Annotated in this window: 11 protein-coding genes; 3 read left to right on the plus strand and 8 right to left on the minus strand. The window is 73.4% G+C overall.

Going from position 1 to position 14,936, the window contains the following annotated elements:
• Nucleotides 1–125 precede the first annotated feature (125 nt).
• Together WME98_RS41245 and WME98_RS41250 are read right to left on the minus strand one after the other, a co-directional pair.
• Entirely contained in the window at nucleotides 126–605 is a 480-nt protein-coding gene (locus WME98_RS41245; RefSeq protein ID WP_437947146.1) for an AidA/PixA family protein, read from the minus strand.
• Nucleotides 606–633: 28 nt separating this feature from the next.
• Nucleotides 634–1,071, minus strand: a complete 438-nt coding sequence (locus WME98_RS41250) for a hypothetical protein (protein WP_437947147.1) — start codon at nucleotides 1,069–1,071, stop codon at nucleotides 634–636.
• 559 nt (nucleotides 1,072–1,630) lie between these two features.
• Between WME98_RS41250 and WME98_RS41255 the strand changes: the two genes are divergently transcribed.
• Nucleotides 1,631–1,876: a hypothetical protein gene (locus tag WME98_RS41255; protein WP_437947148.1), complete on the plus strand. Its 246-nt coding sequence runs from the start codon at nucleotides 1,631–1,633 to the stop codon at nucleotides 1,874–1,876.
• Here WME98_RS41255 and WME98_RS41260 read toward each other — a convergent pair.
• The 3 genes from WME98_RS41260 to WME98_RS41270 form a co-directional block, all read right to left on the minus strand.
• Entirely contained in the window at nucleotides 1,869–2,015 is a 147-nt protein-coding gene (locus tag WME98_RS41260; protein WP_437947150.1) for a glycosyl hydrolase, read from the minus strand. The two genes, WME98_RS41255 and WME98_RS41260, sit on opposite strands and share 8 nt — an antisense overlap.
• Before the next feature lie 176 nt (nucleotides 2,016–2,191).
• A complete protein-coding gene (locus WME98_RS41265) occupies nucleotides 2,192–3,592 on the minus strand; it encodes a FecR domain-containing protein (RefSeq protein WP_437947151.1) in 1,401 nt (466 codons plus the stop codon).
• Nucleotides 3,582–4,223 carry an RNA polymerase sigma factor gene (locus WME98_RS41270; protein ID WP_061623461.1) on the minus strand — a complete coding sequence of 214 codons (642 nt, stop codon included), beginning with the start codon at nucleotides 4,221–4,223 and terminating at the stop codon, nucleotides 3,582–3,584. The genes WME98_RS41265 and WME98_RS41270 overlap by 11 nt, the downstream gene beginning before the upstream one ends.
• A gap of 260 nt (nucleotides 4,224–4,483) precedes the next feature.
• Between WME98_RS41270 and WME98_RS41275 the strand changes: the two genes are divergently transcribed.
• Nucleotides 4,484–9,631 (plus strand): AAA family ATPase, encoded by a 5,148-nt coding sequence (locus tag WME98_RS41275; protein WP_437947152.1) that lies wholly within the window; start codon nucleotides 4,484–4,486, stop codon nucleotides 9,629–9,631.
• Nucleotides 9,632–9,638: 7 nt separating this feature from the next.
• On the opposite strand, the gene WME98_RS41280 is transcribed toward WME98_RS41275, so the two are convergent.
• Nucleotides 9,639–10,001, minus strand: coding sequence for a hypothetical protein (locus WME98_RS41280; RefSeq protein ID WP_437338028.1), 363 nt, complete (start codon nucleotides 9,999–10,001; stop codon nucleotides 9,639–9,641).
• 305 nt (nucleotides 10,002–10,306) lie between these two features.
• Between WME98_RS41280 and WME98_RS41285 the strand changes: the two genes are divergently transcribed.
• The gene (locus tag WME98_RS41285) at nucleotides 10,307–12,514 is read left to right on the plus strand and encodes a PilZ domain-containing protein (RefSeq protein WP_437947153.1); all 2,208 of its coding nucleotides are present in this window, start codon (nucleotides 10,307–10,309) and stop codon (nucleotides 12,512–12,514) included.
• A 27-nt stretch (nucleotides 12,515–12,541) separates the two neighbouring features.
• Here WME98_RS41285 and WME98_RS41290 read toward each other — a convergent pair whose 3' ends face one another.
• Nucleotides 12,542–13,741, minus strand: coding sequence for a cytochrome P450 (locus WME98_RS41290; RefSeq protein WP_437947154.1), 1,200 nt, complete (start codon nucleotides 13,739–13,741; stop codon nucleotides 12,542–12,544).
• A 151-nt stretch (nucleotides 13,742–13,892) separates the two neighbouring features.
• Complete coding sequence (locus WME98_RS41295) at nucleotides 13,893–14,561, minus strand: class I SAM-dependent methyltransferase (RefSeq protein WP_437947155.1); 669 nt, start codon at nucleotides 14,559–14,561, stop codon at nucleotides 13,893–13,895.
• Nucleotides 14,562–14,936: the final 375 nt, after the last annotated feature.

Consider the following 14,936-nt stretch of genomic DNA (forward strand, 5'->3'; position numbering starts at 1 on the left):
GATGCGTTGCCGAGAGGCGCGCGCCGCGAGCGCGCACGAGCCCCAGCGCCGCCGCGCCGGTTCACGGCGCGCGAGCCTCCCCCCGCGCGCAGGCGCGGCGCAGCGGCGCTGTCCAGCGGAGCGCGTCAGCGGGCCGCGATGAACGGATCCCAGTTGACGTAGTACTTCGTCGGCCGCGGCCCGCCGCTCGTCACCAGGATCTGGATCTGGTACGTCTGCGAGCCCGCGTTGACGGCCTGCCCGATCCAGTAGGACGGCTTGTCGGTCGCGATCGGGTACCCCTGGCTGCCGAACACGTTCCCCGCCGAGACGTTGAACCCGGTGATGACCACGGTGTCGCCGGTGTTCGGGTTGACGGGGACGACGTCGAACCCGATGAGATCCCCCGCGTTGGCGAGCGTGGAGAGCTCGAGCGTCCCCTCGCCGGTGCTCCCGTTGTTGAGCTGGTTGTCGAACATGTAGATGCCGGTCGAGATGTTCCGGCCGCCCTGCGAGATGACGTACGACGTGTCGACGGCGATCGAGATCGCCGTCTGCGGGGCGCGCTTGGTGTACGAGGGCTTGACGACGCGGACCTGGGCCCCGTGCGAAGGCTTCTCTTTCATGATCGTCCTCGTCCTTCGTGTCGGCGCGTCACGCCGCGGTCCTGCGGCTGATCGCCTGCACGTTCATGCCGGGGTTTAGGATGACCGTGGTGCCGGAGCCGCCGCCCGCCGTCACGTTGATGGAGAGCTGATAGGAGGAGGAGCCCGGGTTCTGCGCCTGGCCCGTGAACGCGTTGGGGTTGTCCGACGCGACCTGCGGCTGCCCGCTCGGGCCCCATGCGTTGGAGCTCCCGATCGACTGGATCTGCACGCTCGCCGACGCATTCGGGTCCACGGTCAAGATCTGCCAGCAGACGTAGGAGTCCTGCGTGCAAGACGTCACCAGGTTGGCGGAGCCCTCGTTCTGGCCGCCGCTCGTGACCCGGTTGTCGACGAGGTACACGCCGCGCGTGCTGCCATTCTGGATGGCATTGGTGTCGACCCAGATTTGGATCTGGACGCTGCATTGCGTGGTGGGAATTGTCATGGTCATGCCTTTCGCGTGCTGGTAGCCAATGACGAAGGCAATAGTGAGAGCGGCGCGCGAAATGACGCCCGAGAATTCACCCTGCCGGGCAGCGCTGCGACCCCCCCCCCCTATGCCCCGAGAATCCGCGATTTTTATTGACAGAGCGTTTGCAGCGAGACAGGAGCTCGATTGCGTGACGTCCGCGGGTTCTCCTCGGCTGCGGCGAGGTGAACCGTTTATCCTTCTATTCTACTCACACCCCCGCCGCAAGCGGCGTCCCTTGCCGCGGTCCTGTTGTTGTCATTCAATATTTGCGTCGAGGAGCCTACCGCTCCGTCCCGGGAGGCCGAGGAGCGGATGCGCGAGGCAACAGCCGCCGTCGATCGGCTCGACGTGAACCGCGCCCGCGTGCTCTGGACGTAAGTCTATGCGTTGCGCGTGACCGGCTCCTGCTCGCAGCTGCCTTCGCGCACGTGGCGCTGGCGCTTCTCGAGGAGGCGGGAGAACGAGCCGGCCTCGATCACCTCATGAAGGCCAATACGGTGAAGTATCGAATGTCGCCGCTACAGAATCGTGGATGCTCCTGGTCAGCTCGGCGATGATCCGCGGGTTGCGGCCAGCGGGGTCGAACCAGCACGTCCACGAGGAGCGCACCTCCGCCGTGTCATGGGCGACGGCCTGGCTCATGAGCTCGGGCTGGCCGGTGGCGGCCGACCAGAGGAACGCCGCGCTTCAGAAGTTGATGTGCGCCGACACCGATTCTTCGATGTTGACGATCACCGCGCCCCAGTTGGACCCGGCGGCCATCCCGTGGTTCATGTAGGCGTCGCAGTTGCGGTATCGCGGGAACGCGAACACCGGAGCGGGGTTGGCGGACGGGCTCCCCAGGCCGGATCGCGCAGGGCCATCATGGCGGCGGCGTTGATCAGGTAGCCGTAGTGGAAGTGGTGGTCGTTGCACACCGGGCCAGGGGCCCGGAGCCGTCATAGGGCGGGGCCGCGGTGTCGGAGGGGAATTCGGGTTGCCCGGTGCGGCCGCGACGCTGGGATACTGGTGCGACAACATGTGCTGCCTGCACTGCGCATCCGCTAGGACTGAGCGCCGGGCAGCCTGGGCCGCCGGCGTCACCCGCCCGGCGTCACGGCTCCACGAGGTCGCGCGCCACGGGCGCGTGCGCGCCGCGCGGGTGGCGCTTCAGGTAGAGCTCCGCGACCGGCCGCGCCGCCGCCCGGCCGGCCGTGCGCTCGACCGCGACCATCTTGCGGCCGAGCGCCTCGGCGGCGAACGGGCCGCCCGGCGACTCGGCGAGGTACGCGTCGTACCAGGCCACCGCCGCCCCCGGCGAGCCGCCGTCGTCGACCATGCGCCCGAGCAGGAAGGCCGCCGCCTTCCCGTGGCTCGTCCCGGGGAACCGCTTGCGCGTCGCCGTGAGCGCGCGCTGCGCGACGTCGCCGCGGCGCGCGTACCGCGCCGCGTCCGCCAGCGCGACGAGGTCGTCGAGCGAGCCGTGCTCGAGCACGCCGCCGAGGCCGCGCTGCTCGGCCTCGGCCAGGACCGACCGGAAATCCCCCGCCGCCACGCGCTTCGCCCAGCTCGGCGCCGCCGCGGCGCCGTCCGGCGCCGCCGTCAAACCGCCCGGCGGAGGGCCCGCGGGCGCCCCCTCAGCCCGCGAGCCCCCCGGCCGTGCGGCCCCGGCGTCGCCGTCGACGTCGCCGGGCCCGGTATTCTTCTCTCCTCCGGGCGGCGCCGCGCTCGCGGGCGACGGCGCCCGCTCCGCCGGCCCCGCCGCGCTGCCCACCGCGCCGGCCGCGTCGAGGCTCGAGATCTGCACGTCGCCCTCGCGCATCCGCGCCACGAGCCGCTGCCCGGCGCGGAGCGGCAGCCCTTCGGGCGCGAGCGGCCCGCGCACGGTCACACTCCCCTCGTGCAGATCGACGCGCAGGGTGCCGTCGCCGCGCGTCCACGACACGTCGAACGCCGTGCCGGTCACCAGCACCGCGAACGGCCCCGCCTCGACCGACCAGCGCGCCTTCGGCCGCCGCGTCACGCGCAGCGACGCCCGGCCGTCCTCGAGCAGCATGCGCGCCCCGGCCGCGTCGACCTCCGCCACGCGCAGCGCGCTGCCCGGCGCGAGCGCGACGGTGGTGCCGTCCGTGAAGCGGAGCCGGGCCTCCTCGACCGCCGCGGCGATGTAGCCGCCCGCGGCGCCGGGCGCGCCCTCGACCGCGTAGTCGAGCCGCCGCGCCGGCCAGAGCGCGACGAGCGCGACCGCGAGCGCCGCCGCGCCGGCGAGCGCCAGGCCCCACCGCGCGCGCCCCGCGTGCGCGGGCGAGAGCCCGAGGAAGCGGAGCCACGTGTCCATGCCGCTCAGGGCAGCGACCCAGCCCAGGACGCCGCCGCGCCGCTGGGCGGCCCCGCGGCTCACCGCCTCCACGAAGCGGGCGCGCTCGGCGGCGTCGTGCGCCGCGTCGACGTCGGCGGGGATGCCCTCCCGCGCGAGGTCGGCGAGCCGGCTCAACTTCTCCGCTTCATTCATCATGCTCTCCTCCGCAGGCAAGGAGGCTCCCGGGCTGATCGAGCGCTTGCGGGGCCTTCGTGAGGTAGGCCGAGAGCGCGGGATCGCGCTGCGCGGCGGTGAGGATCCGGTGGGACGCGCGGGCGAGGTGGCGCTTCGTCGTGGCCAGCGAGCACCCGAGCGCGGCGGCGATCTCGGTGAGCTCGAGCCCCTCGATGAACCGCAGGACGAAGAGCGTCCGCGAGCGGTCGTCCACCTGGTCGAGGATGCCGTAGAGCCGCGCGAGCGCCGCGCGCCCCTGCGGATCCTGCTGCGCGCTGCCGACGTCCGGGAGCTCGCCCGAGGGCGACAGCTGGAGCCAGCGGCGCAGGCGCCGGCGCCGCAGCTCGGCGCGCGCGACGCGCACCGCGATGCCGACGATGAAGCTCGAGAGCAGCGACGGATCGCGCAGGTCCTTCGCCACGCGGAAGAAGCGCAGGAACGTGTCCTGCACGTGGTCGTCGACCTCGTCGCCCGGGCCGAGGGTGCGCTTCAGGATCCGGCGCACGAGCGGCGCGAACCGCTGCCATACGATCGGCGCGGCGCCCGGGTGCCCCTGCGCGGCGGCGCGCGCCAGCGCCACGTCGTCGGTCGCGGACAGCGGTAACGCCTGCACGCTCCCCCTTTGCGTGGAGGGCGCGACCGCTGTCAATGGCGGCATGGTCGACCGACGGCTTCGGATCACGCCCAGCAGTGTTCTCCGGAGGTCCGCCGCGGCTCAAGATTCGGCACGCCGCGCGCCGGAGGAGCTCGAGCCAAGGAACGAGGAGGAACATCGATTGGATCTGCGCGGAATCACTGATCTTGGCCGCGGCGGCCCCGACGCGCCGTCGAACGCCGTCTCGGGAGTCTCCGCATCAGTTGTAACCTGCACACATGACGACACTTGGCGCAGTTCATGCCACCGCATCAGCGAGCCCGCTGCAGGGCTACGCCGCGGACGCCGTCCTCCACGAGGGGCGGATGATCATCGTGCGCCGCGCGCGCCGCGTGTCGGACGGGCAGCCCGTCGTGCTGAAGGGAGCGAGCGCGGGGCGGGCGTCGCCGCGGGCGATCGCGAGGCTCCGCCACGAGCAGGTGATCACGCGCGAGATCGCGCACCCGGGCGTCCTCCGTATCCTCGACGTCGAGGAGAGCGACGGGGGGCCCGTGCTCGTCCTGGAGGACTTCGGCGGCGCGTCGCTCGACATGGTCCTGCGGGGCGACAGGCTCAGCCTGGCGACGACCCTGCGGATCGGCATCCACGTCGCGGACGCCCTCGCGGCGCTGCACCACGCGGGCGTCATTCACAAGGACGTCAAGCCGCACAACATCCTCGTCCGCCTCGATCCGCTGGTGGTCAAGCTCTCCGACTTCGGGATCGCAACGCGCCTGTCGCAGGAGGCGCCGCGGGCCGAGAGCCCGGACGCCGCGGAGGGGACCCTGGCGTACATGTCGCCCGAGCAGACGGGCTGGATGAACCGCAGCCTCGACTGCCGGACGGACCTCTACTCCCTCGGCGCCACCCTCTACGAGATGCTCACGGGCGCTCCCCCGTTCACGGCGCCGAGCGCCATGGAGCTCGTTCACTGCCACCTGGCCAGGACGCCGACGCCGCCGCACGCCGCGTCGGCCGAGATCCCGCGCGTCGTCTCCGATCTCGTCATGAAGCTCCTCTCCAAGGCCGCCGAGGATCGGTATCCGTGCGCCGAGGCGCTGCGCGCCGATCTCGAGGAGTGCCTCCGGCGGTACGAGGCCGACGGCCGCGTCGATCCTTTCCCGCTCGGCGAGCGCGACGCGGGCGGCCGGCTCTGGCTGCCGGAGAAGCTCTACGGGCGCGAGGCCGAGACGCAGGCGGTCGTGGCCGCGTGCGAGCGCGCGGCGGCCGGCGCCGTCGAGCTCTTCCTCATCTCCGGCCACGCCGGCGTCGGCAAGTCCGCCCTCGTCCGCGAGGTCTACAAGGTGCTCGCGCAGCGGCCCGGGTACTTCGTGTCGGGGAAGTTCGGCCAGCTCAAGCAGCGCACCCCCTACGCGGCCATCGCGCAGGCGTTCGGCGAGCTGTGCGAGCGCATGCTGGCAGAGGGCGAGGAGCCCGTGGCGCGCTGGAAGGCCCGGCTGAGCGCCGCGCTCGGCGCGATCGGGCAGGTCGTCGTCGACGTGATCCCCGAGCTCGAGCGCGTCGTCGGACCCCAGCCCGCCGTGCAGCCGCTCGGGCCGACCGAGTCGAAGAACCGCTTCAGCCTCGCGTTCCAGACCTTCGTCCGCGCCGTCGCGGAGGAGCACCTCCTCGTGCTCTTCATCGACGACCTCCAGTGGGCCGACCCGGCCTCGCTGAGGCTCCTCGAGCTCCTGATGACCGATCCCGACGGCCGCGGGATGCTCGTGATCGGCGCCTACCGCGACCAGGAGGTCGACGACGCCCACCCGCTGGCGAGGCTCGTCCGCGACCTGCGGGCGGCGAACGCGCCCGCGTCCGATGTGTGGCTCGGGCCGCTCGAGCTCGAGGACATCCGCCGGCTCCTCGCCGACGCCCTGCGCTGCCGCCTCGAGGACACGGACGCCTTCGCGGCGCTGATCCTGGAGAGGACCGCGGGCAACCCGTTCTTCATCCACCAGCTCCTGCACGCGCTCGCCGGCGAGGGGATCGTGCGCTTCGATCCGGCCGCGGGGGCGTGGGCGTGGAGCCTCGAGCGCGCCCGGAGCGCGGAGGGCGCGGAGGGCGTCGTCGAGCTGATGTCCGCGAAGATCCGGCGGCTCGCGCCCGGCGCGCAGCGCGCCCTCCGGCTCGCCGCCTGCGTCGGCCACCGCTTCGACCTCAGGACGCTCGCGCTCGTCGCCGAGCAGCCCCCGGGCGAGGTGGCCGCGGCGCTCTGGGACGCCCTGCGGGAGGGCCTCGTCGTGCCCCTCGATCCCGAGTACCGCTTCGTCCACGCCGGCGACGCGGCGGTCGCGGGCAGGCTGCTCGAGGACCCCTCGTTCCGCGTCTCGTACCGGTTCCTGCACGATCGCGTCCAGCAGGCGGCGTACGCGCTCATCGACGAGCCGGAGCGCAAGCGGCTGCACCACCGCATCGGCCGGCTGCTCGCGGCGAGCCTCGGCGAGGACCCGAGCGACGAGGAGCTGTTCGTCGTCGTCGGCCACCTGAACGTCGCGGCGGCCCTGATCGAGGGCGCGGCGGAGCGCGGCGAGCTCGTGCGGCTCAACCTGGCCGCGGGGCGGCGCGCGCAGGCGGCGACCGCGTACGACGCCGCGTTCGGCTACCTGAGCGCCGCGGTGTCCGCGCTCGGCGCGGATCCATGGGCCGGCGAGCCGGGTCTCGCCTTCGTCTTCGACGTCTTCAACATCCACGCCGCGAAGGCCGAGTGCGCGCACCTGAGCGGCCGCTTCGACGAGGCGGAGGCGCTCTTCGATGCCCTCCTCGAGCGCGCCGCCTCGGACGTGGAGCGCGCGCGCGTCTACTGCGCGCGGATGGTCCTCTACAACGCGCAGCACCGCTGGGCGGACACGCTCGCGGTGGCGCTCAAGGGCCTGCGCCTCTTCGGCGTGGAGGTGCCCACCGAGGGCGAGGCGCTCGCCGCCGCGCTCCGCGCGGAGCTCGCCGAGGCCGAGCGCGGCTTCGCCGCCCGGCGGGGCGAGGACGTCGGCGCGGACCCGGAGCTCGCCGATCCGCGCGTCAGGGTCGTGGTGGAGATGCTCGGCTACGGCTCGCCGTCGGCGTATTTCCTCAACCCGCCGCTGGCCCAGCTCCTCGCCGTCAGGATGGCGAACCTGTCGCTCCGGCACGGGAGCTCGCCGATGGCCAGCGTGGCGTACGCGTACCACGGCTTCTACCTGGCCGCGTTCTGGGGCCAGCCGCACGAGGGCTACAGGATCGTGCGGATGGGCGTCGCCCTGAACGACAGGTACCGGATGGACGCCATCAGGGCGAAGCTCGACTTCAACTACGGGGTCGTCATGAACCTCTCGAGGCCGCAGCGCGAGGCGCTCGAGGTCCTCCAGCGGGCGCGGGTCGCCGGGATGGAGACCGGCGACTTCATGTTCGCGTCGGCGTCCTCCAACATCGTCGCCCAGATGAAGCTCAGCCTGGAAGGCGAGCTCCGGCGCGTGCGCGAGGACGTCGGCGGGTTCCTGCGCTTCACCTCCCGCACGAAGGACGCGCTGTCGACGGCGGTCCAGACCATCGCGCGGCAGGTGATCCAGAACCTCGAGGGGCGCACGCTGGACCGCGGCACGCTGAGCGACGCCGGCTTCGACGAGGACGCCCTCGTGCCGAAGCTCGAGGGGGTGGGCTTCGCGATCGTCGCCGGCTTCTACTACACGAACAAGCTCGCGCTCGCGTACCTCTACGGCGATCACGAGGGCGCGCTCCGGATGGCGCGCCGCGCGCAGGAGCGGGCCCGCGCCCTGACGGGCCAGTACATCGGCATCGTCGATCTGCCGCTCTACACCTGCCTCACCCTCCTGGCGCTCGGCCCTCGGGCGAGCGGGGAGGAGGGCGGCGCGCTGGCCGAGATGCTCGCGTCGAGCCACGACAAGCTCGCCGTCCTCGCGCGGAATTGCCCCGAGCTCCGGCACCTGGAGCTGCTCGTCCGGGCGGAGCGCGCGCGCGTCGCCGGGGAGGCGCTGGAGCCGATCCTCGAGCTCTACCAGCAGGCGAGCCACGCCGCGGAGCAGGCGGGGTACGTGCGCTACCGCGCGCTCGTCAGCGAGCTCTGCGGCAGGTTCCTCGCCTCGAGGCGCATGCCGTGGCTCGCGCGGTCGTGCCTCGTCGAGGCCTACCAGGCCTACGCGCGCTGGGGCGCCACGGCCAAGCTGCGGCAGATGGAGGAGGCCTACGTCGAGCTGCTCCCCCGCGCGGCGGCGGGCCAGCCCGCGTCCGCGGACCTCCTGTCGAACCTGACCTCGGTCGCCGTGTCGACCACGGAGATGGTCGCGCGGCGCGTGGCGCTGCTCGACGCGGCGGCGCTCATCCGCGCCGCGCAGGCGGTGGCGCGCGAGATCGACCTCGGCCGCGTCATGACGCGGCTGCTCCGGCTCGCCGTCGAGAGCGTCGGCGCCCAGCGGGGCGCGCTGATCCTGGGCCACGAGGGCGGGCCGCGCGTGGAGGCCGTCGTCGAGGACGCGGGCGAGGTGCGCGTCGGCCCGTCCACGCCCGTGCGCGAGAGCGGCGCCGCGGCCGCCCGGGTGATCGAGCTCGCGATGAGCACCGGTGGCGCCGTCGTCGTGGCGGACGCCGCGCAGGACGCGCGGCTCGATGGCGATCCCTATGTCGCGGCGCGCAAGCCGCGATCGGTGCTCGCGCTGCCCATGGTGAGCCAGGGCGAGCTCTCGGGGGTCCTCTATCTGGAGAACAACGCCGCGCCCGACGTGTTCTCGCCCGCCCGCCTCGACGTGCTCGAGCTCGTCGCCGCGCAGGCCGCCATCGCCGTGAACAACGCGCTGCTCTACGCGCGCGTCCAGGCGGCGAGCGACGAGCTCCGCCGCGCCAACGACGCGCTCGAGGCGGCCGTCGCCGCCCGCACCGCGGAGCTCTCGTCGGCGATGGCGCGGCTCGAGGAGGAGCTCGCCGAGCGGGCGCGCGCCGAGCAGGAGCGCGCCGGCCTGCAGGAGGACCTCATCCGCGTGCAGCGCGAGCGGCTCGCGGAGCTGTCGACGCCGCTCATCCCGATCACCGATCGCGTCATGGTGATGCCGCTCATCGGGACGATGGACGCGCAGCGCGCGGACGAGGCGCTCGCCGCGGCGCTCCGCGGCGTGTCGGAGACGGGGGCCCGGGTCGTCATCCTGGACATCACGGGCGTGCGGGGCGTCGACAGCAGCGTCGCGGCCACGCTCCTGCGCGCCGCCGCCGCGCTGCGCCTGCTCGGCGCCGAGGCGGTGATCACCGGCATCGGCCCCCGCGTGTCGCAGACGCTCGTCGGCCTCGACATCGACCTCGGCGGGACCGTCGTCCAGGGGACGCTCCAGCGCGGGATCGCCTACGCGATCCGGCGGACCGGCGAGGCGCCGCGGCTCGGGCGCCGCTCGTCCGGCGGCCGCCGCTGAGCGCGGCTCAGTTGGCGAGCTTGTTTTCCTCGCGCGGGCCGAAGATCGCCTCCCAGTTCGCGCGGTAGGCGTCGGTCGCGACCTGGGCGGGGCCCGACCGGGGCGCGTCGGCCCCGCCGGGCGCCGGGAGGAGCACCTCGACGTCGAAGAGCCGGGCGTGCTCGGAGCGCTGCGTCAGCTTCACGAGCTCCCCGGTCAGCGGGCGCCCGTGCTCGGTGGGCCGCAGCTCGCCGATCTCGAGCCGGTCCTCCCGGCTCCGGATGACCCGGAAGCCCTCGCCCTGCTCGACGGGGCTGTGGATGAAGACGACATCCTGGTTCGCGGGCGGCGCGGGCTTGTCGTCTTTCTGCGGCGGCTCGTCCTTGCCCATTGCCGAGAGCTTCCCACGTTTGCCCCCGGGGGCGCCAGGCGAAGCGAGCGGTCGGATCCACGCGGCGCGCGCGTCCCGCGGCGCCGCGCGGCGTCCAGAAATCGACGCGGCGCGCGCGTCCCGCGGCGCCGCGCGGCCTCCAAAATTTGGCCAGCGCGGGGCTTACGCCGTACTGCCGGCCAGTGGGCCCTCTGCACCGTGGAGGTCCCGCGATCGCGGACGCGGCTTCGCGGCCGAGGCGGAGGAATGGGCGTATGAACGTTCGAGGCGCAGACGGAGATGGCGTTCGCAGGGCGCCGGAATCCTTGGAGAAGGACCGCGAGGGCGGCGAGCGGCGCGCCGGCGCCGGGCAGCGGGTCCGCATCGAGGCGCTCGTCGCTGTCGGCGAGACGTCGGGCGGCGGCTTCGAGGCCGAGTCGATCGACATGTCGCCCGAGGGCATGCGCCTGCGCACGGCGTACCTGCCGCGGGTCGGCGACGCGCTGATCTGCCGCTTCGACGGGCTCGGCAAGGAGCTCGTCGTCGAGGGCGAGGTCTGCTGGCGCGCCGAGCAGGCGCGCGGCGGCGAGTTCGGCCTGCGCTTCACCGGCCTCGATCCGGAGGCGGAGGAGGCAGTTCGCGCGATGTGCTCGTCGATGGACGCCGGCGCCGCCGGCTCCGCGCCGGCGCTCACGATCCCGTCCGGCGCGGGGCAGGGGACGGCGCAGCGCGGCGCGCGCGTGCGGCTCCACATCGACGGGCTGGGCTCGCCCATGAAGGCGCGCGTGCGCGCGGGTGGGCTCGACGACCTCGAGGTGGGCTCCAACCTGGAGTTCCTCAAGGTGGGGCGTTCCCTCGAGCTGGAGGAGGTCGAGCAGGGCACGCGCCGCGAGGCGTACATCGACCACGTGAAGGTCGAGGTCGACCCGGCGACGAGCGTGCCGCAGCTCGTGGTCACGCTTTGCTACGAGGCGCCCCGCGCGGCCAGGGCGTCGCGGCCGCGGGCGCCGTCCGAGACGCTGCCCCCGGCGAAGCCCGCGGCGGCGCTCGACGCCGGGGCGCCCGCGCGGGCGCCGTCGGTGCCGCCGCCGGGCGAGGGCGCGCGTGCGTCGTCGGCGCCGCCGGGCGAGCGGGCGACGGCGCGTGCGTCGTCGGCGCCGCCGGGCGAGCGGGCGACGGCGCGTGCGTCATCGGCGCCGCCGCGCGATCCGCAGGGCGAGCGGGCGACGGCGCGTGCGTCGTCGGCGCCGCCGCGCGATCCGCAGGGCGAGCGCGCCCCGGCGGGCGCGAGCGGCGGCGCGGCGGCCCCGGCGGACGACGATCACGACGGCGACATGTCGCCGGCGCTCTCGGCGCGGGAGGCGCCCGCGGCGGACGCGGCGCCGGCCTCGGCGCAGGACGCGGCGCCGCCTTCGCAGGAGGGGTCGGACGAGGCGGGCTCTGCGCAGCCGAGCCGGCTGCGCGACGTCGGCGAGAAGGCCGCGATGGCGAGCAAGGCCGTGGCGGGCAAGCTCGGGCCGGCGCTCGCCGGCGCCGGGGCGCGCGCGGCCACGGCGATGGCCGGCATGGTGGCGCGGATCAAGGCGCGGCGCGCCGCGCGCGCGGCCGGCGAGGACGGGTCGGGCAAGGACGGCGGCCCGCGCCGCAAGACGGCGCCGCCGCCGGCCGGCGCGCTGAAGTCCGGCGGGCGCCGGCTGGTGCGCGAGGAGGCCGAAGAGGCGGCGGGCGAGGGGTCGGAGCCGCCGCGCTTCAACAAGAAGGCGGCCGCGGCCGGGAGCTTCCTCGGGCTGGCGGCGGTGCTGGTGGTGTTCGGGGCCGCGCGCCTCCTCGGCCTGCGCGGCGGCGACGCGCCCGCCGCCGGGGCCGCGGAGGCGGCCGCGGGCGCGTCGGCGCTGCCGGCGTCGTCCGGCGCGCCGGCCCTGCCGGCGGCTGCGGCCACGGCGGCCGCGCCGGGCGGCGTGCTGACGGCGAACGTCCCGCTGTTCGGCGCGACGCCGCTGTCGACGACGGAGCCCGTGCCGCCGACGCCGCCCGCTGATCCGGGCGCCCAGGCCGGCGATCCGCTCGAGCGGTCCGCCGCGGTCCCGGGCGGCCCAGGCGACGAGGGCGACGCGGAGGCGGACGAGGACGCGCAGGAGGGCCCGAAGGAGTGGGGCCAGGGGTCCGTGAGGAACCCCATCGTGCTGAAGCTGAAGATGGACGGCCCCATCGAGGAGCTGAACGGCGCGGCCGGCGCGATGGGCTTCACGGTGTCGCTGCCCGACCGGCGCGCGCTGTCCTCGGGCAGCGGCCTCGCCCGGAAGGACAAGCGCATCGCGTCGGTGCGCGTGGTCAACACGCCGCACGGCGCCGAGATCACCCTGCAGTTCAAGGACGGCGTGCCTTCCTACAAGGCCAAGGCGCGCGGCGATCGCTTGGAGATCGCGCTCGGCCGCGACGAGCCGAAGAAGGTGGCGTCGAAGTCGAAGAAAGAAAAAGAGAAGACCAACCGCAAGGACAAGAAGAAGGAAGAGAAGAAGGACAGGGAGCGCTGAGGCGCGCCCGGCCGGAGCTCCCGCCCCTCAGGCGCGCTTCCACCGCAGCGGGAGCTCCAGCACCCCGTTCGTCTGATTCGACGCCTGGGGCACCACCTCCCCCGCGATCCCGATGCTCTCCCAGCGCTCGACGAGCGCCGAAAGCGCCTCCTGCAGCTCGATCTGCGCGAGGTAGGCGCCGATGCAGTTGTGCCGTCCGGTGCCGAAGTTCAGGTTGGGGCGCACCGGCTCGCGCGTGATGTCGAAGCGATCGGGGTCGTTGAACACGCGCTCGTCCCGGCTCGCCTCGGCGACGACGCTCATCACCCAGCTCCCCGCCGGGATCGGGACCCCGCCCAGCACGGTGTCCTGCGCGGCGTAGTGCGTCAGCCGGAGGACGCGCGGCCGGTAGCGCATGCACTCCTCGACGGCGCGGGGGATGAGCTCCGGGCGGGCGCGCAGCTGCTGCCACGCCTCGGGGCGCTCGGCGAGCAGCAGCACCATGAGGCTCAGGGTGTGGTTCACGTTGTCGACGGCGGCGGTGAGCGTGAGCCTCACCAGGTCGATCAGCTCCTGCGTGCTCAGCCGGTCGCCCTGCTCCTCGGCCAGGATCAGCCCTGAGACGAAGTCCTCGCCCGGCTCGCGCCGCCTTCGCTCGATGAGCGCGAGGCTGTACTCGCCGAGCTCGTGGATGGCCGCCTCGACCTCGCCCCGGTGCTCCGGCTTCATCCAGAACATCTTCATGATCGAGCCGTTCATCCGCGCGAGGGGCGCCGCGTCGTCCTCGGAGACGTTCAGGAGGCGGCAGAAGAGGCGGCCCGGGAACAGCCCGCTGACGTGAGCGACGAAGTCGCACGCGCCGCGCTCGTCCACGGCGTCGAGCAGCGTGTCCACGACCTGGCGCGCCGGAGCCCGCAGCCGTTCCATCGCTTCGATGCTGAAGGCGGGCTGGATCAGCCGGCGGATGCGCCGGTGCGCGTCGCCCTCCTGGGAGCCGACCTGCTGTGACATGTGCTCGTGCGCCGGGCCGGAGGTGATGCCGAGGAGCTCCAAGAGCTTGTCGAAGCCGGGCCTGATCCGCTCGTCGCGCAGCATCGACACGGACTCGGGGAACCCCAGCACCTCGAAGCCGATCGGGCTGCGCGCCATCCAGTGCTCGCGTCGGCACGCGCGCAGCATGGGCCCCGGGTCGCGGACGAACTCCGGGCTCAGCACGTCCAGGAAGGGAAGATTGTCCGACTCGGTCATCGTCGCATCGACCACAGTCCGTCTCCTCGTCACGTGGGTTTGAGTCACTCCGTCACCCGAGGAGAGCTCCGCGGGGACACCGTGACCCTGAAGGAGGACGACGTCGCCGCGCGCGCCTCGAGCGGCGCGGCGGCGCGCCTCCCGCTGCTGCTCAGCCGGGCGCCCTCTCGGCGCGACCCGGCTTCCGGGCGATGAACACGGCCGTTCGCCCGACAGGCTCGATGGAGTAGTCCGACACGTGCCGCTTCAGCGCCGCCTCCAGCCCAGGCAGATCGTCCTCCTGGTTCTTGAAGATCCCGAGGCGCTGCATCGCCGCGGCGAACGGGCCGCCCGCCGCGTTGTGGCGGACGCCTCTGCCGAGGACCGTGGTCCCGAACAGCACGCCGCCGTCCTTCATGCAGGGCAACAGGTGCCCCAGGATGGCGTCCATCTTGTCGCGCAGGGCCCCGGGGATGCAGTGCACGACATAGTTCATACCCACGGACCCGAAGGCCGACCCGGGGAGCGGGAGCGGCTCGAGGAGGCTCGCGACGAGCCCGGTGACACGGTACCTGCGCAGCCGCTCGAGGGACACGTCGATGGCGCTGCGGTTCACGTCGAGCAGGGTGAGCGAGGGGTCGGCGACGGGAAACGCGCATCGATCGAGGAAATAACCGCTGCCGACCCCCGCCTCGAGGTGGTCAGCGGAGGTGTATTGCCTGTACAGGTCCAAGATCCTGTCCGAGGGACAGCCCCAGAGATGCTCGGAGGCGATCGTCGGCACCCAGAGGTCGTACAACCTCCACAGGGCCTTCTCGGTGGATGAGCCGAATTCGGTCAAGGCCGGTCTTCCTTGCCGCGCCGGGGACGCGTCGCGTGCTGCCGTCTTCATGATCGGGCCGTTCCTTCGAGCATGGCGGCTCGATCGCAGCGCGTCGGGCCCTCGCGGGCGCTCTCATAACATGCGGTCACGATCGTCGACAATGCAATTTCGATTCCCGTCGCCGCACGATTGAATCCGCCGCGGTTACATACCCGTGACGAGTCGCGGCGCCGGCGCAACAGGCACGGTGCCATGGCACCGAGGCGTTGTGCCATGGCACCGCGGGCGCTGTGCCATGGCAGGAAAGCGACGCGAAGAGCGCCATGGCAACGCGGGGCGTCGCGCAATGGCTCAACTTCTTCGTCGGGGCATTGCGGTGCTGGCGTAGTCGCA

Source organism: Sorangium sp. So ce296, assembly GCF_051529605.1.
Classification (GTDB): domain Bacteria; phylum Myxococcota_A; class Polyangia; order Polyangiales; family Polyangiaceae; genus Sorangium; species Sorangium cellulosum_D.